This is a genomic window from Moorena sp. SIO4A5 (genome assembly GCF_010672005.1).
Lineage (GTDB): Bacteria > Cyanobacteriota > Cyanobacteriia > Cyanobacteriales > Coleofasciculaceae > Moorena.
Genome location: NZ_JAAHHZ010000039.1, coordinates 1 through 21,736, shown reverse-complemented (window position 1 = coordinate 21,736; position 21,736 = coordinate 1). Strand labels below are relative to the sequence as shown.

Sequence of the window (21,736 nt, the reverse complement as noted above, 5' to 3'; positions counted from 1 at the left end):
ACCACAATAGTCCACAGACTTCAGTTTTAACAAAAAATCTCAGGGAACAATAATATTATAAATAGAATGTTTTGTGGCTGTGTTTACCCATTATCAAATACTTACTGGCTCAGACAATAATATATAAAATACGGCTCTTCCGTACTTGTTATGCTAAATAAACACTTTAGCTAAGGGAGCAGGGAGTAGTGTAAAGAGGCCGTATTCAGAAAATTTTGTTAGTTAAATAGCCTCATTTTCCTTATACAGTAAGCTTTATGAGTTTTTTAAGTTGAAATTTAGCATAAAAGGTACTGAAGAACCTAAAATACAAACCCAATCCAGAGCAAAGAAGAATATCACGGCAATTAAACAATAGTAAATCTGGCTAGTGGCTGTTATCATTTTGCGCTCCAATTAATTTTAACATAGTACTATTTTTGGCAACGATAAATACTGTAAAAAAGACCTAGTTTCGATAAAAAAAATATTTTTTGTTTCTTTATAATCATCGACAATTCCTTGTCTGTTTCTTTACAGTCCATGTGGCAAGACAGTAGCAGTTAGAAGAGACATACAGACTGGGGACATGAAAGCATTATCAGTGGCAAGTGTTACGGCACCATCTAATCTACCCAAGGAGTCACCTCCTCAAGAGTATCGGAGTGAGTATCCCTTCCGGACACTACTTTATCTCTACCGCCAAGACCTAGGTAAAATCGGACTGTCGATGGCGGTGTATGTGATCAAACACAGTCCGGAATGGATCAGACCATTGGTGATTGCTAATGTAATTGATATTATTGCCAACCCAAGCACTCACCCACTGTCGGAGTTATGGATTAATGGGGCTATCTTAGGGATTTCTGTAGTGCAAAATATCCCCACCCATTACTTACACATCCGGTTTATGAGTCTCGCGACTCGCAACATGGAGTCGAATCTGCGCTCACTAATCACCCAGCAGCTGCAACTGCTTTCAATTGGGTTCTACAAAAATAACAGCAAGGGAGCACTACAAACCAAACTCTTGCGGGATGTGGAACAAATTCAAGGGTTGGCAACAACCCTGTTCCAGTTTGTCCCTGCAGCTATGCTAACTATCTTAGTAGCAATTGTCGCTACTGCTATTCGTGCTCCTTGGTTCCTGCTGTTCTTCCTGGGAACTGTCCCAGCGGCTGTGATTCTGATCTCGGTACTCAGAGGACCGATTCGCGATCGCAATTCTGCTTTCCGACAACAACTAGAAGAAATGGCAGCTAGCTTAATCGAGATGATTCAGCTAATCCCAGTCACACGAGCTCATGGTGCTCAACAGACTGAGATAGAAAGGATTGATGGCAAGTTAGTGACGGTCAAACAGGCAGCGGTGCGACTTGACTCGATTAACGCCATCACCGATTCTTCTTCTTGGGTAACCCTACGGTTATTCAGTCTGGTTTGCTTGATCACCTCAGCCTGGTTAGTCTATACCAAGCAATGGGCAATCACAGTGGGGGATGTGGTGTTACTGACTGGTTATTTTGATTCCCTGACTAGCTCGATAGTGCAAATTTTAGCTGTATTGCCACAGATTGGCAAAGGTTTTGAATCCATTCGCTCAGTGGGTGAAATTCTGGAGTGTCCTGACCTAGAGCGCAATCCTGGTAAGATAGCTCTGCAACAGCTGCGTGGTGAATTCACCTTTGAGTCCCTTAGTTATAAGTATCCCGATACGGAACAGTTTGCCATTGAAGACTTTTGTCTACAGGTCAATCCTGGGGAAACCATTGCCATCGTCGGACCATCCGGAGCCGGAAAATCTACCTTATTAAGTCTGATTATTGGTTTCATGGCTCCCACGACCGGAAGAGTTTTACTAGATGGTACAGATATGAGTAGCCTCGACCTACAGACCTATCGGAAATTCCTGTCAGTGGTTTCCCAGGAGACTATCTTATTTGAAGGTACGGTGCGAGAGAATATTGTGTACGGCAGTAAACAATTGGATGAAGAACAGTTAATCAAGGCGATTCAGGATGCCAATGCTTTAGAATTTATTCAGGAATTGCCCTCGGGACTTGATACTCTAATTGGGGAAAATGGGGCAAAACTTTCTGGTGGTCAACGGCAACGATTAGCGATTGCTCGTGCTTTAATTCGTAATCCACGGGTGTTAGTTCTCGATGAAGCAACATCGTCTCTAGATACTGCTTCGGAAGCTTTGATTCAGGACGCTTTGGAACACTTGATGGAAAACCGCACAACGTTTGTGGTAGCTCATCGCCTGTCAACGATTCGGAAAGCTGACCGGATTGTAGTTATGGAACGAGGGCATATTGTAGAAGTTGGCAATCACGCTCAACTGCTGGCGAAACATGGAACCTATACACAATTACATTCATTACAGATCTAGCAGTTATCAATGGGGTGAGGTACTTTCATTATGGGTTTTAGGGAACAGGGAACAGGGAACAGGGAACAGGAAAAAAAACCTGTGTATCTCATAGCTATGAGAAATGCTATATCACTCAGGCAAATCACCAAACTGTTCTCGATAACGAGCTAACAATGACTCCATTTGAGATAATTGCTCCTGAGCTTGTTCCTTTTTTTGACATTCTTGTTCGGCTCGTTGCTTTTCGAGTTCGGCTGCTTCAGTAGGGGTGGGAACTAGTTGTCCTTCTGCGGTAAACCAACGTAATTTTGAGTCATAAATTCCCAAATATAGTGCCAACTGTTGACTCCACAACCAACCTTCTTGATTAGGCTCAAGTTCGAGATAACAACCATCTACCAAGTGAAAGCCCTTCAATTCCAGGGTGTTGGGGTCAAACCAGAAATAGTCGGGAGTACGGAATGTATCCTGGTAGATTTGTTTCTTTAATCCTCGGTCCGTATCTGCCGTGGTCGGGGAAATAATTTCTACAATCACATTAGGATACTTCCCCTCTTCTTGCCACACTACCCAACTATTCCGAGGTTTGCGCTCAGTTCCCAGCACCACAAAAAAGTCAGGCCCACGGAATTCTTCAGACTTACGTTGTCGAGGACTGTAATAAATAGTCAGATTTCCCGAGACATAGAAATCATCACGCTCATCCCACAACCACTCTAGGCATTGGATGAGTAGGGTCATTTGTAGTCGATGTAGATCAGTTTCCAAAGGTGGTTCGTCACTGAGTAAATCCCTAGGGGGGAATATAACATCTTCCGGTACAGTTGTTGCAATTTCTGTTGGATTTTTTAATTCTTGAGTCAAAGACATCGCGGCTAGGGTCTAATAAGTAGGTGGTACTTATTAGTCTATAGCAATTTAATTTTTTTTTGCACCATTTTTATAATTAACTGATCTGCCAATCGCTAGATATAGTCAAGTAATATCTGAACAAATTTGAAAAATTATCAATCTCTGATCGCAACCATTCAGATAATAAATGATAACAGCGTTTTTCCTCACTATCAGGTACACCTGTTTCCTTGGCTATAGCTGATAGCTGAATGCTGATAATTTAGCATTCGCTTTTTTTTTTATCCTAAAATTACCCCCGGAAAAAAAATTTATAAAAACCCTTGACAAATAATTTATAATCATTACAATAATCAGTATAAACGTAATTTAGTTTTTTACTCATGTCTACAGACTTTATTCCGAATCACGACAATAATCTAAAAAAACAACGTATTAAGTACATTAAGGGCTCTCCTGAAGCAGTAATTAAGACTATTTACGGTCTTTCTGCACTGGGGTATGGGTCGGTTTCCGACTGGAGCCCTTTGCAAGCAACCGGCATTCCGGGGCAAGTAATTAGTTTTGCAACCAAGTATCAAACTTGGCGTTAATAGGTTAAATTTATGGGGGGGTTTCCCCCCCGGTCTGGTCCGGTAGGATCACATCCGGATTGATTCGGAAACTGATAGACAAGACAATTGCGTTTACAGTATTGATCTAGCCGTGGATAGTATTTCTACGGCTATTTTTTTTGTAAGCTATCAGCTATCAGCTATCAGCTATCAGCTATCAGCTAATGCGCTACGCGAACAGCTATCGGCTTACAGCAAATTTTGCCCCCCTAGCCCCCCAAATTTGGGGGGAAATTGAGTTAAAGTCCCCCGCCCCCCTAACCCCCCAATTTTGGGGGGAATTAGCGGATGCTTCGCTTTTTGATAGTCGGGGATTTAGGGGGCTTGCAGCTAAAGGTAGTGAGGTCAATTCATCTGAAAACGGCTGTATGATTGGGGCTACACCTATGGTGGGCAGTGCCTAGTAACGGGTTTTGTCAGCTGATCTGTATTAAGCACTGCCCACCCTACATCAACTAAAATTAATTAAATTGATCGTAATGACCACCTATTGCAAAAATATAAACATAGTTATCATCAAATTTGTAAATAAGGCGATCTTTTTGAGAAATTATTCTTGACCACAACCCCGATAAATTATGTTTTAACGGTTCAGGTTTTCCCATTCCTTTAGCGGGATCGTCTCTCAGCATTTCTTTGATGATTTTACAAAGGGTTTGATGGAGTTTTTTGTCTTTTTTACGAAGTTATTCGTAAATTTCCCAAGTTTTGCCCTCAAATACTAAGTATCTCATCTAGTTCTTGTTGATTGGGAGAGTAGCCTTTATTTTTGGTATGGGTAGCTTGAGAATGGTTAATCTGTTCCATTAAATGGCTATTTTGTAATACATACAATGTTTCTTGTTGTTGTTCCCAATCTTCGGCACTAATAATAATAAAGTCTCCCTGATTGGGATCGGTGATTTTGAGGGGAGTATGTTGATTAATGACTTGTTTAATAAAGTCTTGAATGTTAGTCTTAAATTGCTTGATAGGAATAGAGTTCACGGTTTTTTCCTCATTTATACTTAAGTATAGCAGGTTAATATTTCCTTGAGTTGCTTGTAAGCATTCATCTTAAGTCTGGTTGAATACCGATAATAAAAGTTTATCGAAGGCAGCTTTGCTGAAGTAAAAGAATAAGGTTTCAAGGGAATGGTGCGATCGCTTTTAGCGGCTCCTTGGTCGTTGGCCACGCTACGCGAACGGAGCATCGCAACGGTAGAGTCGGCTTCAGCTACAACAACCTATCCCTGAGTCTCTATCCGAAACAGTCTGTAGGTTAATCAACACAATAAGGCAAGGTTTATTAATAAATATTTATAAAAATTAACAATGATTATTTATTATAGTATTAAACTATAACTAAACTTCTCTAGTATAGATGCGATCGCACAAGCGCGGAAGCTTTGCTTCATCGCGTAGCGTGGCCTACGGCCAATCGCTTTTAGGGGCTCCAAAAGAGCATCGCAACGGTGGCACGGCAGCAAGGTTGTGAGTAGAGGGTATGCGCCCACTATGATGTAAACCTAGGAGTTTTTTTCTCTTATTAAATAAAATTTTTGCTTTTTTTTCTCTATTCCCTTCTGCATATTGCCTGCATGACTTTTCCCACAATAAGTGTGTTGACATCCCAGATCTAAATAGTTTAAATAAGAAGCGAGGCAGCATTTACCTGAAAATCAAATGAATTGTGATAATTTTTGTTTTATACTCCCAGTTACATTTCCTATATACAGCGTTTTTCATAACTATCAGGTACATAGGTACCCTTTTCGTTAGAAAATTAGCAGATTAAATGTGCGACGGATAGGACTTCAGGCTTTTTATAGATTTCCTGTTTCCTGCTCTCTGTTGCCATTAATCCATAACGAAAGTACCTAACCTAATTGAACACCGCTATATATAATTCTGGCTGATGAAAGCTAATGAAGTTCTGGAAAAGTATTCAGCAGGAGAAAGGGATTTCCGCAGGGCAAATCTTAGAGGTCAGTCATTTCAGGAGAAAGACCTTTCAGGAGCAGATTTTAGTGAAGCTGATATTAGAGGGGCAAATTTTAAGAATGCTAATTTAACAGGAACTAAGTTCTGTAAAGCGAAGGCAGGATTACAAAGACGATTGGTAATTGTTCTTCTGTTGCTTTCATGGATCACATCAGGACTATCGGGAATGTGCTCCTTCTTTGGTGGGGCGTTAGTAGTATTAATAGTTCGCTCTAGCGGCGTAGCAGAGCAAGTTTACAGCTGGATAGCTTTGATTGTAATAGTTGTCTTATTTGCTGTTATCATTCGTCAAAATATCAAAGGAGCCGTAGCCCTAGCCGTAGCGGTAGCGGTAGCCGCAGCTATAGCCGTACCTTTTGCCGGAGGTGTAGCTGTAGCATTTGCTGTAGCCGGAACCTTAGCCGTAGTCGAAGTTGTAGCGGTAGTTGGATCCTTCGCCATGGCCGAAGCTCTAGGTGGATCCGTAGCCCTAGCCATAGCGGTAGCTGTAGCCGAAGCGGTAGCGGTAGCTGGAGCGGAAGCTGCAGCTGTAGCATTCGACATAGGTGAAGCCTTAGCTTTAGCCTTAGCTTTAGCCTTCGTTTTACTTACCATGTACTTGGGCTGGCGTGCTCTAAAGGACGATCCCAAGAATGCTTGGATTCGTAATCTTGTGATTGGTTTTGTTGCTACAGCAGGAACCAGTTTTTACGAAGCTAACCTAACTGATGCCGATTTTACGAGAGCTATCCTCAAAAGTACAGATTTAACAAAGGCTACTCTCACTCGTAGTTGTTGGCAAAATACTACTAAGCTTGACCAAGCTAGACTAGCAACAAGCTACCTTCAAAATAAAAACGTTAGACAATTACTCATAACTGGAAACGGACAAGATAAAAACTTTGATCGTCTTGACTTAAGAGGTATTAATTTAAAGGGAGCTAATCTACAAGATGCTAGCTTCATTGGAACAGACTTAAACCGAGCTAACTTAGAAAATGCTAATTTCTCCAGAGCTAAGTTAGTTCAAACGTTACTAGAAGGAGCAGATTTAACCGGAGCCACCTTAACGGGAGCATGTATCGAAGATTGGGGAATCAGCAATACTACTAAACTAATTGAAATTAAATGCGATTATATTTTCCTGAAACTATCTCCTGACAATGCTCAATATACAAAACGTCGTCCTGCTGACCAACAGAGAAATTTTGAAGCAGGGGAATTTGCTAAATTAGCTCAGAGAATTCCTCATACTGTCGATTTAGTTTTTCAAGATGGTATCGACTGGCAGACTTTTCTGAAAACCTTTCAAGACCTTCAAGTGGAAAACGACACAGAAGAGCGACCATTCATACAGACGATGGAAAATAAAGGCGACGGTGCTTTTGTTATTCGTGTAAAAGTCCCTGAAAAGGTTGATGAAGCCGAATACGAGCGAAAATTTCGCGCAGAATACAATGCAAAATTAGAGGCTAAAGATATAGAGATAAAGCTTTTATATGAACAAACAGAGTTTTTTGATAAACAAATAGAATGTATACGTAAAGACAATACTAGATTAATGGGAGTTGTTGAAACAATGGCAGAGAAAGAAACTACTAATATTAATAATATTGACATGCGTGACCAGCGTGGTGCCAATATTAACATGGAGAGCCATGTTGACACAGCTCAGTCTGTTACTATTCAGCAAAATGATCCTAAACAAAATATTAACGAAGCACCTGACAAAAACCTAACGGAAGCAGCAGAAGAAATCCAGCAACTCCTAAACCAACTATCTCAGAATAATCCTACTACTACTGAAATAGAAAAGTTAACAGTTGTAGCCACGGCTGCTGAGGAAATAAAGAATAACCCAACCCTGAAATCTAAGGTAATTCATGCCCTCGAATCAGGAGGAAAAGAAGCTTTTAAGCAAGCGATAGACCATCCCTTAGTTGATATTTTTATGGCTCTCATTGAGGGATGGAGAGAGGCTTAGCTATAAAAAAACTAAATTTAAGGTCAATCAGATGAGCAAAAATAGCTTAACCCAAGAGCAATGCCAAGAATTAATACAACTGCTTTCCAAACGGAAAGATAAGCTGGAGGGAAGAATTACCAAAAATAATAGCTTAACCCAAGAGCAATTAGAAGAATTAGTAAAACGGCTTTCCAAACGTAAAAATGAGCTGCATGGAAGAATCCCCATTACAGCGGTGATGGATATTTTAACGGACTTAGAACTATCTGATCTACTTATTGAAAATGATATTGATGAGGTGTGTGAACCAATGGATAGAGAATCGAAAACGCAGACATGGCAAAACTCTTTTAAGTTTGCCTTAATCCTAATCATTGTTACAGCACCATTATTTGCCTTTGGAGGGTATAAAGTCCGAAAATTTATTGTGACAAAGTTTCCCGAATTAGTAGGAATTAAAATTACTAAGGATGATGAGATTAATATACAATTAAAAAATCTCCAATATGAACTAAAAAAAATAGAAATACAAAATGATAAACTAGAGAATATAAATCAAGAATTAAATGCTAAAATCGCTAAAATAGAAACCAGTCCACCTCCTGTTGTTCCTTCTCCAGAAATTTCACCAACTCCGACAGTTCCACCCACTATAATTACTCAAGATAAACCTAAAATATTTGAACGTAAAGGTATTATATATCAATTTAAAAATTGCCAAAAATCTCCCAATATAAATTCAAGTACTCAATCAATAAGTTGTGCTATATTAATTACAAGTACCAAAGAAAATGTTCAGTTGCGTTTATATTCTAATCGCAATTCTTCTGCAAGAAGTAGACTATTTCAGCAAGGGAAAGAATATGTAGCTACAAAAGTTAAATTGGGTACATTCAGTAGTAATCGTAGTGGTTATGTAAAAAACAGCTTGATTAAGGATGTACCGATAGAAGCCATTATTGATTTTGGTGGAGTTCCACTAGAAGTCAACCAGATAGATATGCTGCAATTTAAATCCTATTTGGAGAGTTCTTATTACAGAGGTTATATCAAGACTGAGTTACCGAATTTGCCGGTTATTCCGGAAAACTAGAAGCTATCTAATTTACAAATTTTTTAATTAAGTAAGGTACAAATTTTAGGGAACAGGGAACAGGGAACAGGGAACAGGGAAGAGATAAGAGGCAATATTGGCGTAGGGTGTGTTAGGGACGGGCTCCCCTTGATTTTCTCCCTGTTGATATCGGTTGAGACAGCCCGGCCCGTAACGCACCACCGGGTCAAACTAGAGATCCTTTCCCCTTGCCTCAGCGCAGCCCTATAAATAATTGATCTGTAGATAACTTAAGATTAGGAAAAAGCGAAGATTTGAGACAATCCCCTCTACGAAACATTACGTTTTGATATTGATCATCTACCATACAGCAGACCGTTACCGTCGGTTGTTTGGGGCTACCAATAAAGTATTTTCCGCCAATACCGAGATAATCTACAATCCAGTATTCTGGAATTCCCAAAGTTTCGTAATCTTCATACTTACGAGCATAATCATTCTGCCAGTTTGTACTAACGACTTCAACCACAAGTTTTACAGTAGTACCCAGAGTTATCACTGGTTCCCTTGCCCAAAGTGGTTCGTTGATTAGTTCTCCTTCATCAAGCACAACCAGATCTGGTCTGAAAGCGTTGAAGGTTTCCAAGGGCTGAATTAAGCAACGGTGTGGGATAAAATAAGGTACATCTAAACGATCTATTTCTACATTAAGCTTTCGGCTAATCAACGCCACTACTTGCTCGTGGGGGCCAGTTGGTTCCATCTCAATTAGCTCTCCATCAATGAGTTCGTAACGTTGATCGTCTCCATACTGAGCAATAAATTCTTCTGGACTGATACCGGTTTTGGTTGCTGATAGAATCATAGAGGGATCTCCTACTAAAACCGTACTGTTATCAAAACCTAATTAAACTATAGCGGTTTTCAGAGGATATCTGAAAAGTTTTTTGATACTGAATTTTGCCCCCCTAGCCCCCCAATTCTGGGGGGAACAAGAATCAATTTGCTGGTAAAAGTCCCCCAAAATTGGGGGATTTAGGGGGCTTGGATGTAGCAAATGAGACTTCTCAGACAACCTCTCAATTAGGTGAGGTACAAATTTTAGGGAACAGGGAACAGGGAACAGGGAACAGGGAAGAGATAAGAGGCAATAGTGCTTAGCGTATTGTAGGGTGCCTTCAAAGTAATCAACATCTGCTGCTTCAACCGATTGATTATAAGGAAGGCACCACCCAAAACCCTTGATTTTCACACTTGTTACCCTAATATTTTATCTTTTATTGTGAGTTACAATAACTCTATCGGACTCATAATCCGATCGCCCGTAGCTTAAAAGAGTCAAAAATATGCAAATAAGTCAATTCAATCAAATTTTAGAAATGATTGACGCTCTTTCTTTAGAGGAACAGAGCGATTTAATTAATATTGTTAGACATAGACAAATTGAACAAAGAAGAGAAGAAATCGCTGTTAATATTACTAAAGCTCACCAAGACTATAAACAAGGTAACGTTTTTCGAGGGACAGTTGATGATGTGATAGCTGAATTAAACGATTGATTCAGGAATAGCGGTAACTAAAATAAATACAAACAAAGCAACTTGTAGACACCCTCATGAATTCAAAAACCAGCTTGATCGCTCGCATTACTCAAACCCCTGGTCAGTGTGGTGGTCGTCTCTGCATTCGAGGGATGCGAATTCGAGTGACCGATATTTTAGAAATGTTGGCTGAAAATGTTAGTGTTACTGAAATTTTAGAAGATTTCCCCGATTTGGAACTGCCAGATATTCAAGGTTGTTTGCTTTTTGCTGCACGACGCAATTAGGAGCGAGCCCTTGGGTGGTGCGTTACGGAGCGGGCTGTTGTAACAGTCGCTACGAAGTTTAACATGAGGGCAAGCCCGCTCCTAACACACCCTACGCACGACGCACCCTACGCACTATTCCCTGTTCCCTGTTCCCTTTTCCCTATTAACTACTATTTATAAGTATTCAAGCAAACATGATCTGACCAATTAACTTAATTGAGCTACTACCTGATTTGCCAATAAGGTTTCATTAGTGAGTAAATCATCAACAGTAACTCTCAAGTAACGTTCAGCATCAACTTGAAACTGGAGTTTAATGCGATCGCTTCCGGGATTGCCCAGGGGTGTTAAGTTAGCCACACTTCTTGCCCCATCCCTGTCATTGAGGGGTTGCACAGCAGTTTGACCCTGGCCTAACTGACGAGTAATCAAGCGATCGCCTTCAAAATAAATCTCTGTGCCACCAGTTTGGGAGCCTAACTCTCCTAAAATTAGCTCTATACTCGGTTGATTCTCTACGGATGCTCCTAAGAATAGTTCTACTGGCTCACTCATGGGGTAAGGCTGTCCTTCTCTAATTATAGAGTGCCAGTTGTGACGCTTTAGCCGTCTATCCCAATAGCGAATTCCGTAGCTATGGTAGAGGAAATCTTGGACTTCGATACCTTGGCTGAGCTGAAGTGCGCCAGTTGCGATCGCTTCAAAGGGTTTTTGGCAACGAACCTTGCTTGAGTCGAAGTACTGGTTTACCCATGCCTGAACTGCTGGGATGTTCACCGTGCCACCCACTAACAAGACACCATCTATATCTGGCACTTCTATACCGCTGCGTCTTGCTTGTTGCAGCACTTCCGTCATCCTATCATCAAGGGTATCAAAAAACTGGTGTTCTTTGAGAATAGTTTCAAAGGTCTCCCGGTCTAGTTTTAGTTCGTAACTCTCGAAGGTTTCATCATTAAAATAGACTTCAGTGGCCTCAGACTGCTCAGACAGTTGAATTTTCAGGCGTTCTGCTAGTCGAGTAGTCAAAGGCGATCGCATTAACCCTTGAGTTTCCACAAAATAATCCACCAGCCAGTTATCAATATCTGTCCCACCCAAGTTTTGTCCCACTTTCGCCAGCACACGGGCAATCTTCACCTTCTGGCTAGACTCTTCACCAAAGGACTTTTGCCCCCACTTAAGAATAAACCCGAGAGGTTTTTTATTCCCTTGAGCCTCCTGATTCAGCTGCACCAGAGATAAATCCAGGGTGCCACCACCAAAGTCTATGACTAGCAGAGTATCCCCTTCGGCAATACCATAGCCCAAGGCAGCCGCTGTCGGTTCATCCAGCATCCTCACCTGTTCCACTGGCAACGATTGACAGATGCCACTAAGCCAATGGCGGTAAGCTTCAAAGCTATCCACAGGCACAGTCAGAATCACCGATTCAATCGCAGAATCCCCCGCCTCGGACTGGAGGGCTGATAGATTTTCAATAATTTGGTTGAGGAACCATTCCCCAACTTGTTCAAAGGTGATCACGGTGCCATCCAGTTCTGGCAGAAATCCCTGAACCTCAGCACCAATCCCCCGTTTGAAGCTGCGGAAGAATCGAGGGTCACTGGTAAGGTCCAATCCGCGATCGCGTACTGCCTGTCCAACCATAACCTTACCCTGAGCAGCATCTTCCACATACACCAAACTGGGAATTAAGGGAGGATTTTGACTAAGTTGCAGAGCAAGTCCTGGTAACGTGATCGTTTCTGGCGTTTCCGTGACAGGGTTCCAGCGAGTGATTACCGTATTGCTCGTGCCAAAGTCAATAGCGTAGGAGGTAGTACTGGTGCTAGGCATTAATGTTTATTGAACTGATCTTATTGATATTCTTTATTATTAAATATCAGTTTATGGCCGAACTACTCAATAGACTTCTTGCAGAAGTAGGGAACAGGGAACAGGGAACAGGGAACAGTGGACAAGAATTGACATAAACACTATCATAAAAATACTTTTGCAAGAGGTCTAATAACCGGAGCTGTACCCAGGAAGACGCTTTAGCAATCCCTATCGGAATTGTCATAATTTTTAATCCCATATTCCCTATTCCCTGTTCCCTACTCCCTGTTCCCTACTCCCTGTTCCCTGTTCCCTACTCCCTACTCCCTGTTCCCTACTCCCTGTTCCCTGTTCCCTATTCCCTGTTCCCTTTAGACCTCCAACTCTTGCCTAAAGCTTAGCCATGCTGCCATCGCCTCTGGATTAGATGCTACTCCTTTTTGCATCAAAATCACACCATCTTTAAAACCAATGATGCCATACTCGTTAGTCTTGGTGACCCGGTCAATCATGTTAACTAAGGAGCGCAACCGCTGACCATCATGCTTAAAGGCAATTTGATAGCGTTGTAACCGCCATAAATCTGCGATCGCATAATCCACCTTCACCACCTCGCCATTATCATTGCGCAACTGTAAATCCCCTAAGCGGATGACTTCCCGACGTCCTGACAGATGAGGCACTAGATAGGTAGTAGCTGAGACACTAGAATTTGCAGGAATCTGAGCCAGTAATGACCGGATCGACCCTACACGAGACCACTGTTGCGTTAACGGCACATATACAAAGGGTTGGTAGGAATCCGGAAGCAGGAAATAAAAGGTTCGATTTGGGCTAGAGGTAATGGTCAACACTACCGCAAGGGTTAGACAAAAAATCCAAAAGCGCCGAAACTTAGACCTAGCAGAGATCACAGCTTCACTAAATTGGGGATGAGCTGACCACCAAAGTATCGCGCCATAAAATAGCCCAGGTACTACGGTCATCGCATAGCGGATATTAATCGCAAGCACTGATTGACCTTTACCCAACAGGAGTTTGAGCAAGGGAAATGCTGCAATAGACCAAGAAGCGGGAGCAATAGCTGGTATAAATGCTAACGGTAACCATTGACCTAATAAATACTGAATGGTACCAAAAAAGGGAGTAAACAGTTCTACTAGTAAACGCCAGGGATTGGTCAGCATACCCTTAATAATCTCCAGAGTAGACGCCTCATCCCCATCAGCGTACTGACCAAAACGCTCAATCATGAACCGTTGAGAAATATCTTCCGAAAATATAGGCATAATTAGATTGGTCAAGACAAGTATGTAACCGAAACTGAGGGTACAAACTGCCAGACCAATGCGAGGATAGCGCCGACTGACAATTAAATAGAATCCCACACCAAACAAACCTATCCCGGAATCTTCCCGCACAGCTAAAATCAAAATTGCCAGCAACCAAAACAGCCACCACCAGCGTTTTTCCATAGCTAGCAGTAGCCCAAACACAAACAGGGGAATTTGGCAGATGTCATGGAAGTTGGCTAAGGTCGGACCGAGAATAGCATTAGCACAGTAAAAGCTAACCGTAATCATTGCTGCTAACATCGGTTGCAGATACTGTCTGGCCAGGATATACAAAACAACACCAGCAGCTGTTACCAAGGTTACCTGCAAAACCGTTAGGGTAGCGGGAAATGGAAACAAAGCATATAACGGTAACCAAAGTAATAGCGCGGGAGTAAAGTGTTGCCCTAATCGGTGGTAATATACATTTGGAACTTCCCCATTATGAACTACATTAGTAGACAGTTGGGATGAAAGGGTACTCTGAAAGAAGCGACCGTGACTGCCATTCCAGAAGACTTGATTAAAAATTCCTTGATCGTAGGAAGAATAAAAAGTATAGTGTCGATGTAGAGTAAAAATTAAGGTGAATAAAAAAAATGCGATCGCCGCAGTAATAACAAGTTTTAAACCAGGTTTTTTTGTCATTTGTCCTTTGTCATTTGTCCTTGGTATTAAGCTCCATACATAAAGTTTCGCTTTTTTAAAACTACTCTTGTTTTAAACACACCCGAACTAAATCCCTACAAAGGTAATTGCTAATTGCTACTACTCCCGAGCCCTTGCCAATCAGCACTTATCACGTCACACGTCTGACATCTGACTTCCCCATTACTTACTATGGGGATTTTAATCGTAAATGTTGTACCAACGCCCAATTGACTAGTCAGTTCAATCTCTCCCTGATGCTGTTCCACACAGCGTTTCACAATCGATAATCCCAGACCAGTCCCTTGAATTGTTCCCACATTTTTTGCTCGATAAAAAGACTCGAAAATTTGATTTTGGTCTGCTTCAGAAATCCCAATTCCTTTATCCTGGATGCGGAACACAACCAACTGCTCTTTCAAATCACAAGTTAGGTGAAAGGTCACGATTTCATGAGAAGGAGAATACTTCAGAGCATTGGTAAGCAGATTAGTTATAATGTAATGTATAAGTCTATCATCCATACAGACTTCTGTATAGGCCCCGTCAGAGGTAAAAACAATCCGGTTGCGGCTGGCTTCATCTAGGCATAGTTCTGCAATTAAATCCTGGCAGAATTGCTCTAAGTTCATCGGAGTTGGAATAAATTCTAGCCGACCTACTTCAGCTTGACCGATTAGCAACACCTCTTCCATCAACTCAGTCATGCGCTCTACTGAAATAGTAATTCGTTTTAGATAACGCTGCTTTTGCTCCTGAGTGGCCAGATTACCATAGCGCTTAAGTAATTCAGCGGCAGTTAGGATCACACTGAGGGGATTACGGAATTCGTGGCAAACGGTGGAGACGAACTGGGAGCGGAAATCTTGGATTTCTTGCTCTTTTTCCAACACCTGCTCTAACATTTCTGTCTGAGGATCCTCGCTGATATCCCAAAACGCCAGCACTACTCCATTCACGTTTCCCAGTTGGTCTTTTAGGGGTGAAGCACTATTACCAACGGCAATTCGACCACCATCCTTTGTAATCAAAGAGTTATGCTCGCCCAGATAGACAACTTGTCCGGTCTTGATTACTTTATCTAGGGGATACTTGACTAGATTACCAGTCAGATCATTAACAATTGGCAACACTGAGGTCAGATCTCGCCCCCATACCTCGGATTGGTTCCAGCCAGTCAGAGCTTCAGCGGGAGCATTCATAAAGGTAATGATACCTTGGGTCGTGGTAGCAATAACTGCATCATCGATAGAGTTTAAAATGGATGACAACTGAGCTTGGCTGCTCTGCAACGACTGCTCCATCTGGTATTGCTGGAGAGCAATTTCAATAGCAACCCGCAAGTCTCTGTCGTTAAAGGGTTTGGTCACATAACCAAAGGGTTGGGTAACTTTAGCCCCTTGCAAGGTATCTTCATCCCCATAGGCAGTTAAATAGACGATAGGAATACGTAAATGTTCACGGATTTGCCTAGCAGCAGTAATACCATCCATCTTGCCTTTGAGGAAAATGTCCATCAGCACTAAGTCAGGCTTAGTTTGAGCGGCTTTGGTAATGGCTTGAGAGCCAGATGAAGCAGTAGCTGATACCATATACCCCAGTTGCTTAAGCTGGCTAGCAATTGTCTTAGCAACAATAACTTCGTCTTCTACAACTAACACCCTGGTAACCACTATTGTTGTCCTATTGCCTCTACAATTGTTGGTGTTGAGAATAATATTCTGAAAGCTGTGCCCTCGCTATGGCCCTGAAACATACTCCCCTCTAGTTGCTCCGTTGCCAGGTCATAAACTAACGATAATCCTAAAGACTGGGTATTACGCCAATCTAACTGTTCTGGTAAACCAACTCCATTATCTCGGACAATCAATTCAACGTCATCGTCCCCGCTACGGTGCAATTCAATGTGAATCTCACCAGAGCGTCCATTGGGAAACCCGTACTTCAGGGAATTGGATACCAGTTCATTGATGATTAGACCGCAAGGGATGGCCTGATCAATACTGAGCGGAATGGGTTCAATAGTGGTGTGCAACTGAATCCTATCGCTAGTTATTTGATAAGCTACCAGTAAGTTCACGGCTAGGTTCTGGATATAATCGACTACATCCAGGTTGCCTATCACTGAGGCACCATAAAGTTTCTTATGAATTAGAGCCATGGCTTCAAGGCGATGGCGAGCTTCCGAAAGGTGTAGTCGGGTTTGGGGTTCATCTATTGTCACAGATTGCAAGTGTAGCAAGCCAGAAACAATTTGTAAGTTGTTTTTGACCCGATGGTGAATTTCTTGGAGCAGCACCTCTTTCTCAACTAGGGTAGCTTTGAGGTTTTCCTCGACCTGTTTGAGCTGTGTGATGTCGATGGCTATGTTATAGATCCGAGTGGGAGTGTTATTAGCATCCTTGAGGAGGTGAGCACGATGGCGAATCCAACTCACAGCTCCATCCGGTCGCAAAATTCTGTAGTCAATATCTTTGGCACCAGTTGACAGCAGGGTTTGCTCTGCCAGTTGATAGGTTTCGAGATCGTCTGGGTGAACCACTGATTCCCACAGGCGTAAGTTTCCGAAGAACTCAGTGATACTGCGACCATAGACTTGCTCGGTAGCACTGTTAAGATAAAGCAGTTTGTCAATCGAAGGATCAAAAGACCATACCACTGCTTCTAGGTCAGCCAGAATACTCTCAAGACGTTCTTGGCTCAACTGCCAAGCATGTTCATTTTCCCCCAATTCCTCCTCAAACTGCTGATTGACAGCAACTTCCTGCTGCCATCGCTGATTAGCTGCCACTAATTCCCTTTCTTTTTGAGTCAACTGTTGCTGTAAGTCTTCGACCTTAGTCACGATAGCAGAGAGGATTGCTGCCATGGTGTGGGGGGTCACCACACGTACTACTTGACCTTGCTCATCCACTAGGGGTAGGTGACGAATCTGGTGTTGACGTAATTGGGACTCTACCAAGAAAATGTCCGGTGTCGGTATGATGGGCAAGGTAATTAACTCTTGAGTCATCACATCAGCAATGGAAACCCCTGAGTGTACCATTCCAGCTGTTGCTACTTTGACCACATCCCGTTCTGTAAAAATTCCTACCAATTTCTGGTGCTGTACTACCAGCACATAGCTCCTTCCAGTTTGATTCATCGTAGCGATCGCTTCCGTTACTGGAGTATCGGGAGCAATGGTGAGGGGCTGCTGGTCGCCAGGAAAATTTACAATGGAAAATTGACCAGAAATGCCATTTTTCAGGTAATCTTTAGCTTCCATATAACCCTTGAAGCGCCAAATTATTGGATACTTTTAGGGAGTCGAAAGATAAACATTAACACAATCCAGTAGCAATTCAAAGAGACGGTATGCATCTCAGTGAAATTACTCATCCAAATCAGTTGCACGGTCTATCGATTCGTCAACTAGAGGAAATTGCCCGTCAAATTCGCGAGAAACATCTCCAAACCATAGCTACTAGTGGTGGTCACTTAGGGCCAGGCTTGGGAGTGGTAGAATTAACCCTAGCTCTGTATCAAACACTTGACCTTGACTATGATAAGGTAGTCTGGGATGTGGGACACCAAGCTTATCCCCACAAAATGCTCACGGGGCGCTATAACCGATTCCATACCCTACGGCAGAAAGATGGTATTGCTGGTTATCTAAAGCGCTGCGAGAATAAGTTTGATCACTTTGGAGCAGGTCATGCGTCCACCAGTATTTCTTCTGCTTTGGGTATGGCCCTCGCCCGAGACCGCAGAGGGGAAAATTTCAAAGTTGCAGCAGTTATTGGTGATGGTGCTCTGACCGGTGGCATGGCCTTGGAAGCCATCAATCATGCAGGACATTTACCCCATACTAAACTGCTGGTGGTGCTCAATGACAATGAGATGTCCATCTCCCCCAATGTGGGGGCTATTCCTCGTTACCTCAACAAAGTGCGGCTTTCTGAGCCAATGCAGTTTATTACTGACAATTTGGAGGAACAGTTCAAACATCTCCCCTTTGTCGGTGAGTCTTTATCCCCAGACTTGCAACGGCTCAAGGAAGGGATGAAGCGTTTAGCTGTACCTAAGGTCGGAGCAGTATTTGAAGAACTTGGCTTTACTTACATCGGACCGGTGGATGGTCACAATCTAGAGGAGTTAATTTCCACCTTTACCAACGCCCACAAGCTAGATGGACCAGTGCTGGTGCATGTGGCAACTACGAAGGGCAAGGGGTATGCGATCGCAGAAGCGGACAAAGTGGGTTACCATGCCCAAAGTCCCTTCAACCTAGCTACGGGTAAAGCGCTTCCCGCTAAAAAACCCAAACCCCCCGGCTATTCCAAAGTGTTTGCCCACACCCTGGTCACACTAGCTCAGAATAATCCCAAAATCATTGGCATCACGGCAGCTATGGCTACTGGGACAGGGTTGAATAAATTGCAAGAAAAACTCCCTAACCAATACATTGATGTGGGGATTGCGGAACAACACGCGGTCACCCTAGCGGCTGGCCTAGCCTGTGAAGGAATGCGGCCAGTTGCAGCTATTTACTCCACCTTCTTACAACGGGCTTACGACCAAATCATTCACGACGTTTGTATCCAAAACCTACCGGTCTTTTTCTGCCTCGACCGTGCGGGAATTGTGGGTGCTGATGGCCCTACTCACCAAGGGATGTATGATATCGCCTATTTGCGATGCATTCCCAATATGGTAATTATGGCTCCCAAAGACGAAGCTGAACTGCAACGTATGGTAGTTACAGGAGTAAACCACACCGATGGTCCGATTGCCATGCGCTATCCTCGGGGTAGTGGTTATGGCGTTCCCCTGATGGAAGATGGTTGGGAAGCCCTACCCATTGGTAAAGCAGAACTCTTGCGTAATGGTGACGACCTGTTAATGCTAGGGTACGGCAGTATGGTTTACACCGCCATGCAAGCCGCTGAAATTCTTAGCGAGCATGGTATTGAAACAACGGTGATTAATGCTCGTTTTGTCAAGCCCCTAGATACAGAATTAATCTTCCCCTTGGCTCAGAAAATTGGTCGTGTAGTTACCCTAGAAGAAGGGTGCTTAATGGGTGGCTTTGGTTCAGCGGTGGCAGAAGCACTGATGGATAATGATATATTAGTTCCCCTCAAGCGCTTTGGTGTACCGGATCAATTAGTGGATCATGCCAAGCCCGATGAATCAAAAGCTGATTTGGGGCTAACTGGCTCTCAAATTGCTGAACAGATCAGGGAAGCATTCTTTAATAGACAGCCCTCTGGTGTTAGTTAATCTATGAATGTTAACAGTTGACAGTTAACGGTTAACGGTTAACGGAACCGTTAACCGTTAACAATATAGAAATTAACAATATACAGATTTTCGATGAATTCATCCACATACCAAGTGTATCCCGTTGTTTGGGAAAACGACCGAGTTATCCTTATTGACCAAAACAGCTTACCCAAAAAATATGCCATTGTAGAAATCAGTCGCTGTGAAGATATGGTTGAGGCGATTAAAACTATGATTGTTCGGGGAGCACCAGCTATTGGGGTAGCAGCGGCTTATGGCATTTACCTTGGCGCAAGAGAGATTAAAACTCAAGAACGTAAGGCTTTCCTTGAACAGCTTGAAGTTGTAGCGCAGCAGTTGCGGCAAACTCGTCCTACAGCCGTGAATTTGTTTTGGGCAATCATGCGGATGCTTAAAAATGCCTATGAAACGATCGGGACAGTAGAAGAGATTAAAGCTTCCTTACTTGAAACAGCTAAACAAATTCAGCTGGAGGATTTACAAACCTGTCAAGCCATAGGCGATCGCGGATTAGAGGTATTACCGAAAACCCCCGACAAACTGTGTCTTCTGACCCATTGTAATGCAGGAGCGTTGGCAACCGCTGGGTATGGTACTTCCTTGGGAGTGGTGCGTTCGGCGTGGCGGGATGGGCGATTAGCCAGATTATATGCTGGCGAAACCCGCCCCCGCTTGCAAGGTGCTAGGTTAACGACCTGGGAATGCGTCGAAGAAGGTATTCCCGTTACTTTAATTACCGATAGCATGGCCGCCCATTGTATGAAACAAGGGCTAATTGATGCGGTTGTAGTGGGAGCTGATCGAATTGCTGCCAATGGGGATACGGCTAACAAAATTGGTACCTATAGTTTAGCCCTGATTGCTCAAGCTCATCAGATACCCTTCTTTGTGGCTGCTCCGATCTCAACCATTGATTTTCAGCTATCTACAGGCCAAGAGATTCCCATTGAAGAACGTCACCCCTCAGAAATTTATCAGATTGGGGAGACAGTGATTTGTCCCCCTAAAGTGGAATTTTATAACCCAGCTTTTGATGTGACTCCGGCGGAGTTAATTACTGCCATTATTACTGAAAAAGGTGCAGTTGCCCCCAGTGAGCTGTCACAACTTAACATTAAGCAATCAGTGTGACATCTATCTTGGTTTTAGGGAGTAGGGAGTAGGGGTAACTAAAATGATCAATTAAAATAACATAAAATATCAAATAGCTAAGAGGAAATCGTGAACGGAAAACTGTCCACCCAACGCTTAATTGTGTGTGGCTTAAGTGTAGCTATCCCGTTATTATACGCAGAGGTAGCCACCGCCGCCGCTGATCTAACCAATACTAGTTTCACTAACTGGAAAGAAATTCGCTATGAAAGCTTTTTGCCAAGGGTTGAAACACCAGAATTGTCTCCTCTCGAAGAAGTCAATCACTATCTGCGGCAAGAGGAAGATTTCTTTAATAATACCCCTCGTTTAGTGATTAAACTAAGTGAGCGTCGTGTTTATGTTTATCGAGGAGATAAACTCGAAGCCAGTTATCCAGTTGCCATCGGTCAGCCTGGTTGGGAAACCCCTACAGGCAATTTCCAAGTGACACAGATGGTTCAAAATCCAGTTTGGAAGCATCCTATAACTGGTGAAATCGTTGCTCCAGGACCAGAAAACCCTCTTGGTCCAAGGTGGATGGCATTTTGGAGTGATGGAACAAACTACATCGGCTTCCATGGTACCAATGCTGAGGAACTGGTGGGAGAAGCAGTGTCTCACGGTTGCATCCGGATGCGTAATGATGATGTCAAAGCTTTGTATAACAGAGTGGCTTTGGGAACTTCTGTAAAGGTACAGGAATAGTTATTTTTGACAACTCCCCCGGCGCGAGTAATCCTCGTGCTGGGGATTGAGGCAGGTTCCTCAGGGAACCTGAGACTCAGCAACCTACCCCTGATAACGCGATCGCACTGCCGATAGAAACTTATATGATTTCCGGATAATTACCCTTAATAAAATCTCCCCCATCTCCATCTCCCCATCTCCCCATCTCC

The 21,736-nt window shown here is 42.9% G+C and carries 20 protein-coding genes and 1 pseudogene; 9 read left to right on the top strand and 12 right to left on the bottom strand.

Features of this window, described 5'->3' with window-relative positions:
- Positions 1-568 precede the first annotated feature (568 nt).
- Entirely contained in the window at positions 569-2,374 is a 1,806-nt protein-coding gene (locus tag F6K57_RS14140) for an ABC transporter ATP-binding protein (protein WP_293068541.1), read from the top strand.
- Between the two features lie 111 nt (positions 2,375-2,485).
- On the opposite strand, the gene F6K57_RS14135 is transcribed toward F6K57_RS14140, so the two are convergent.
- On the bottom strand, positions 2,486-3,226 hold the full coding sequence (locus tag F6K57_RS14135; protein WP_293068539.1) for a Uma2 family endonuclease: 741 nt from the start codon (positions 3,224-3,226) through the stop codon (positions 2,486-2,488).
- A 365-nt stretch (positions 3,227-3,591) separates the two neighbouring features.
- Between F6K57_RS14135 and F6K57_RS14130 the strand changes: the two genes are divergently transcribed.
- Positions 3,592-3,801, top strand: coding sequence for a hypothetical protein (locus F6K57_RS14130; protein WP_075904992.1), 210 nt, complete (start codon positions 3,592-3,594; stop codon positions 3,799-3,801).
- A gap of 482 nt (positions 3,802-4,283) precedes the next feature.
- On the opposite strand, the pseudogene F6K57_RS14125 reads toward F6K57_RS14130, so the two are convergent.
- The 3 genes and pseudogenes from F6K57_RS14125 to F6K57_RS14115 form a co-directional block, all read right to left on the bottom strand.
- Positions 4,284-4,493, bottom strand: a pseudogene (locus F6K57_RS14125) (Txe/YoeB family addiction module toxin); the annotation flags it as partial.
- Positions 4,494-4,536: 43 nt separating this feature from the next.
- Positions 4,537-4,809, bottom strand: coding sequence for a type II toxin-antitoxin system Phd/YefM family antitoxin (locus F6K57_RS14120; RefSeq protein WP_293058220.1), 273 nt, complete (start codon positions 4,807-4,809; stop codon positions 4,537-4,539).
- Positions 4,810-5,147: 338 nt separating this feature from the next.
- Positions 5,148-5,318 (bottom strand): hypothetical protein, encoded by a 171-nt coding sequence (locus F6K57_RS14115; RefSeq protein ID WP_293068534.1) that lies wholly within the window; start codon positions 5,316-5,318, stop codon positions 5,148-5,150.
- A 401-nt stretch (positions 5,319-5,719) separates the two neighbouring features.
- On the opposite strand from F6K57_RS14115, the gene F6K57_RS14110 reads away from it, so the two are divergent.
- Together F6K57_RS14110 and F6K57_RS14105 are read left to right on the top strand one after the other, a co-directional pair.
- Positions 5,720-7,768 (top strand): pentapeptide repeat-containing protein, encoded by a 2,049-nt coding sequence (locus F6K57_RS14110; protein ID WP_293068531.1) that lies wholly within the window; start codon positions 5,720-5,722, stop codon positions 7,766-7,768.
- 31 nt (positions 7,769-7,799) lie between these two features.
- Positions 7,800-8,843, top strand: a complete 1,044-nt coding sequence (locus F6K57_RS14105; protein WP_293068528.1) for a hypothetical protein — start codon at positions 7,800-7,802, stop codon at positions 8,841-8,843.
- A gap of 45 nt (positions 8,844-8,888) precedes the next feature.
- On the opposite strand, the gene F6K57_RS14100 is transcribed toward F6K57_RS14105, so the two are convergent.
- The 3 genes from F6K57_RS14100 to F6K57_RS14090 are packed head-to-tail and all read right to left on the bottom strand — an operon-like array spanning position 8,889 to position 10,056.
- Entirely contained in the window at positions 8,889-9,023 is a 135-nt protein-coding gene (locus F6K57_RS14100; RefSeq protein ID WP_293068525.1) for a hypothetical protein, read from the bottom strand.
- Between the two features lie 34 nt (positions 9,024-9,057).
- On the bottom strand, positions 9,058-9,669 hold the full coding sequence (locus tag F6K57_RS14095) for a Uma2 family endonuclease (protein ID WP_293068522.1): 612 nt from the start codon (positions 9,667-9,669) through the stop codon (positions 9,058-9,060).
- A 42-nt stretch (positions 9,670-9,711) separates the two neighbouring features.
- Complete coding sequence (locus F6K57_RS14090) at positions 9,712-10,056, bottom strand: hypothetical protein (protein ID WP_293068519.1); 345 nt, start codon at positions 10,054-10,056, stop codon at positions 9,712-9,714.
- Between the two features lie 94 nt (positions 10,057-10,150).
- Here F6K57_RS14090 and F6K57_RS14085 point away from each other — a divergent pair, with 94 nt between their 5' ends.
- Together F6K57_RS14085 and F6K57_RS14080 are read left to right on the top strand one after the other, a co-directional pair.
- Positions 10,151-10,363: a hypothetical protein gene (locus tag F6K57_RS14085; RefSeq protein ID WP_293068516.1), complete on the top strand. Its 213-nt coding sequence runs from the start codon at positions 10,151-10,153 to the stop codon at positions 10,361-10,363.
- Between the two features lie 56 nt (positions 10,364-10,419).
- Positions 10,420-10,632: a DUF433 domain-containing protein gene (locus tag F6K57_RS14080; protein ID WP_293068513.1), complete on the top strand. Its 213-nt coding sequence runs from the start codon at positions 10,420-10,422 to the stop codon at positions 10,630-10,632.
- A 189-nt stretch (positions 10,633-10,821) separates the two neighbouring features.
- Here the strand turns inward: F6K57_RS14080 and F6K57_RS14075 are convergent, their stop codons facing one another.
- The 5 genes from F6K57_RS14075 to F6K57_RS14055 all read right to left on the bottom strand — a co-directional run bounded on the left by F6K57_RS14075 (position 10,822) and on the right by F6K57_RS14055 (position 17,685).
- Positions 10,822-12,453 (bottom strand): Hsp70 family protein, encoded by a 1,632-nt coding sequence (locus tag F6K57_RS14075; protein WP_293068510.1) that lies wholly within the window; start codon positions 12,451-12,453, stop codon positions 10,822-10,824.
- 46 nt (positions 12,454-12,499) lie between these two features.
- Positions 12,500-12,679: a hypothetical protein gene (locus F6K57_RS14070; protein WP_293020614.1), complete on the bottom strand. Its 180-nt coding sequence runs from the start codon at positions 12,677-12,679 to the stop codon at positions 12,500-12,502.
- Positions 12,680-12,806: 127 nt separating this feature from the next.
- Positions 12,807-14,417, bottom strand: coding sequence for a DUF2079 domain-containing protein (locus F6K57_RS14065; protein WP_293068507.1), 1,611 nt, complete (start codon positions 14,415-14,417; stop codon positions 12,807-12,809).
- A gap of 110 nt (positions 14,418-14,527) precedes the next feature.
- Positions 14,528-16,090 (bottom strand): ATP-binding protein, encoded by a 1,563-nt coding sequence (locus tag F6K57_RS14060; RefSeq protein ID WP_293068504.1) that lies wholly within the window; start codon positions 16,088-16,090, stop codon positions 14,528-14,530.
- On the bottom strand, positions 16,090-17,685 hold the full coding sequence (locus tag F6K57_RS14055) for a histidine kinase dimerization/phosphoacceptor domain -containing protein (protein ID WP_293068501.1): 1,596 nt from the start codon (positions 17,683-17,685) through the stop codon (positions 16,090-16,092). Before F6K57_RS14055 ends, F6K57_RS14060 begins: the two co-directional genes overlap by 1 nt.
- Before the next feature lie 89 nt (positions 17,686-17,774).
- Here F6K57_RS14055 and dxs point away from each other — a divergent pair, with 89 nt between their 5' ends.
- From dxs to F6K57_RS14040, 3 genes are all read left to right on the top strand, one after another.
- Positions 17,775-19,682: a 1-deoxy-D-xylulose-5-phosphate synthase gene (dxs, locus tag F6K57_RS14050; RefSeq protein WP_293020622.1), complete on the top strand. Its 1,908-nt coding sequence runs from the start codon at positions 17,775-17,777 to the stop codon at positions 19,680-19,682.
- Between the two features lie 93 nt (positions 19,683-19,775).
- Positions 19,776-20,837: an S-methyl-5-thioribose-1-phosphate isomerase gene (gene mtnA / locus F6K57_RS14045; protein WP_293020624.1), complete on the top strand. Its 1,062-nt coding sequence runs from the start codon at positions 19,776-19,778 to the stop codon at positions 20,835-20,837.
- Between the two features lie 90 nt (positions 20,838-20,927).
- Positions 20,928-21,545: a L,D-transpeptidase gene (locus F6K57_RS14040; RefSeq protein WP_293041402.1), complete on the top strand. Its 618-nt coding sequence runs from the start codon at positions 20,928-20,930 to the stop codon at positions 21,543-21,545.
- The last annotated feature ends 191 nt before the right edge of the window (positions 21,546-21,736 follow it).

What these genes read in the sequence shown, in the direction of transcription:
- F6K57_RS14140 (WP_293068541.1), top strand. Translation starts at nt 569, where the DNA reads ATGAAAGCATTATCAGTGGCAAGTGTTACGGCACCATCTAATCTACCC.
- F6K57_RS14135 (WP_293068539.1), bottom strand. Translation starts at nt 3,226, where the DNA reads ATGTCTTTGACTCAAGAATTAAAAAATCCAACAGAAATTGCAACAACT.
- F6K57_RS14130 (WP_075904992.1), top strand. Translation starts at nt 3,592, where the DNA reads ATGTCTACAGACTTTATTCCGAATCACGACAATAATCTAAAAAAACAA.
- F6K57_RS14110 (WP_293068531.1), top strand. Translation starts at nt 5,720, where the DNA reads ATGAAAGCTAATGAAGTTCTGGAAAAGTATTCAGCAGGAGAAAGGGAT.
- F6K57_RS14105 (WP_293068528.1), top strand. Translation starts at nt 7,800, where the DNA reads ATGAGCAAAAATAGCTTAACCCAAGAGCAATGCCAAGAATTAATACAA.
- F6K57_RS14095 (WP_293068522.1), bottom strand. Translation starts at nt 9,669, where the DNA reads ATGATTCTATCAGCAACCAAAACCGGTATCAGTCCAGAAGAATTTATT.
- F6K57_RS14085 (WP_293068516.1), top strand. Translation starts at nt 10,151, where the DNA reads ATGCAAATAAGTCAATTCAATCAAATTTTAGAAATGATTGACGCTCTT.
- F6K57_RS14080 (WP_293068513.1), top strand. Translation starts at nt 10,420, where the DNA reads ATGAATTCAAAAACCAGCTTGATCGCTCGCATTACTCAAACCCCTGGT.
- F6K57_RS14075 (WP_293068510.1), bottom strand. Translation starts at nt 12,453, where the DNA reads ATGCCTAGCACCAGTACTACCTCCTACGCTATTGACTTTGGCACGAGC.
- F6K57_RS14070 (WP_293020614.1), bottom strand. Translation starts at nt 12,679, where the DNA reads ATGACAATTCCGATAGGGATTGCTAAAGCGTCTTCCTGGGTACAGCTC.
- F6K57_RS14065 (WP_293068507.1), bottom strand. Translation starts at nt 14,417, where the DNA reads ATGACAAAAAAACCTGGTTTAAAACTTGTTATTACTGCGGCGATCGCA.
- F6K57_RS14055 (WP_293068501.1), bottom strand. Translation starts at nt 17,685, where the DNA reads ATGGAAGCTAAAGATTACCTGAAAAATGGCATTTCTGGTCAATTTTCC.
- dxs (WP_293020622.1), top strand. Translation starts at nt 17,775, where the DNA reads ATGCATCTCAGTGAAATTACTCATCCAAATCAGTTGCACGGTCTATCG.
- mtnA (WP_293020624.1), top strand. Translation starts at nt 19,776, where the DNA reads ATGAATTCATCCACATACCAAGTGTATCCCGTTGTTTGGGAAAACGAC.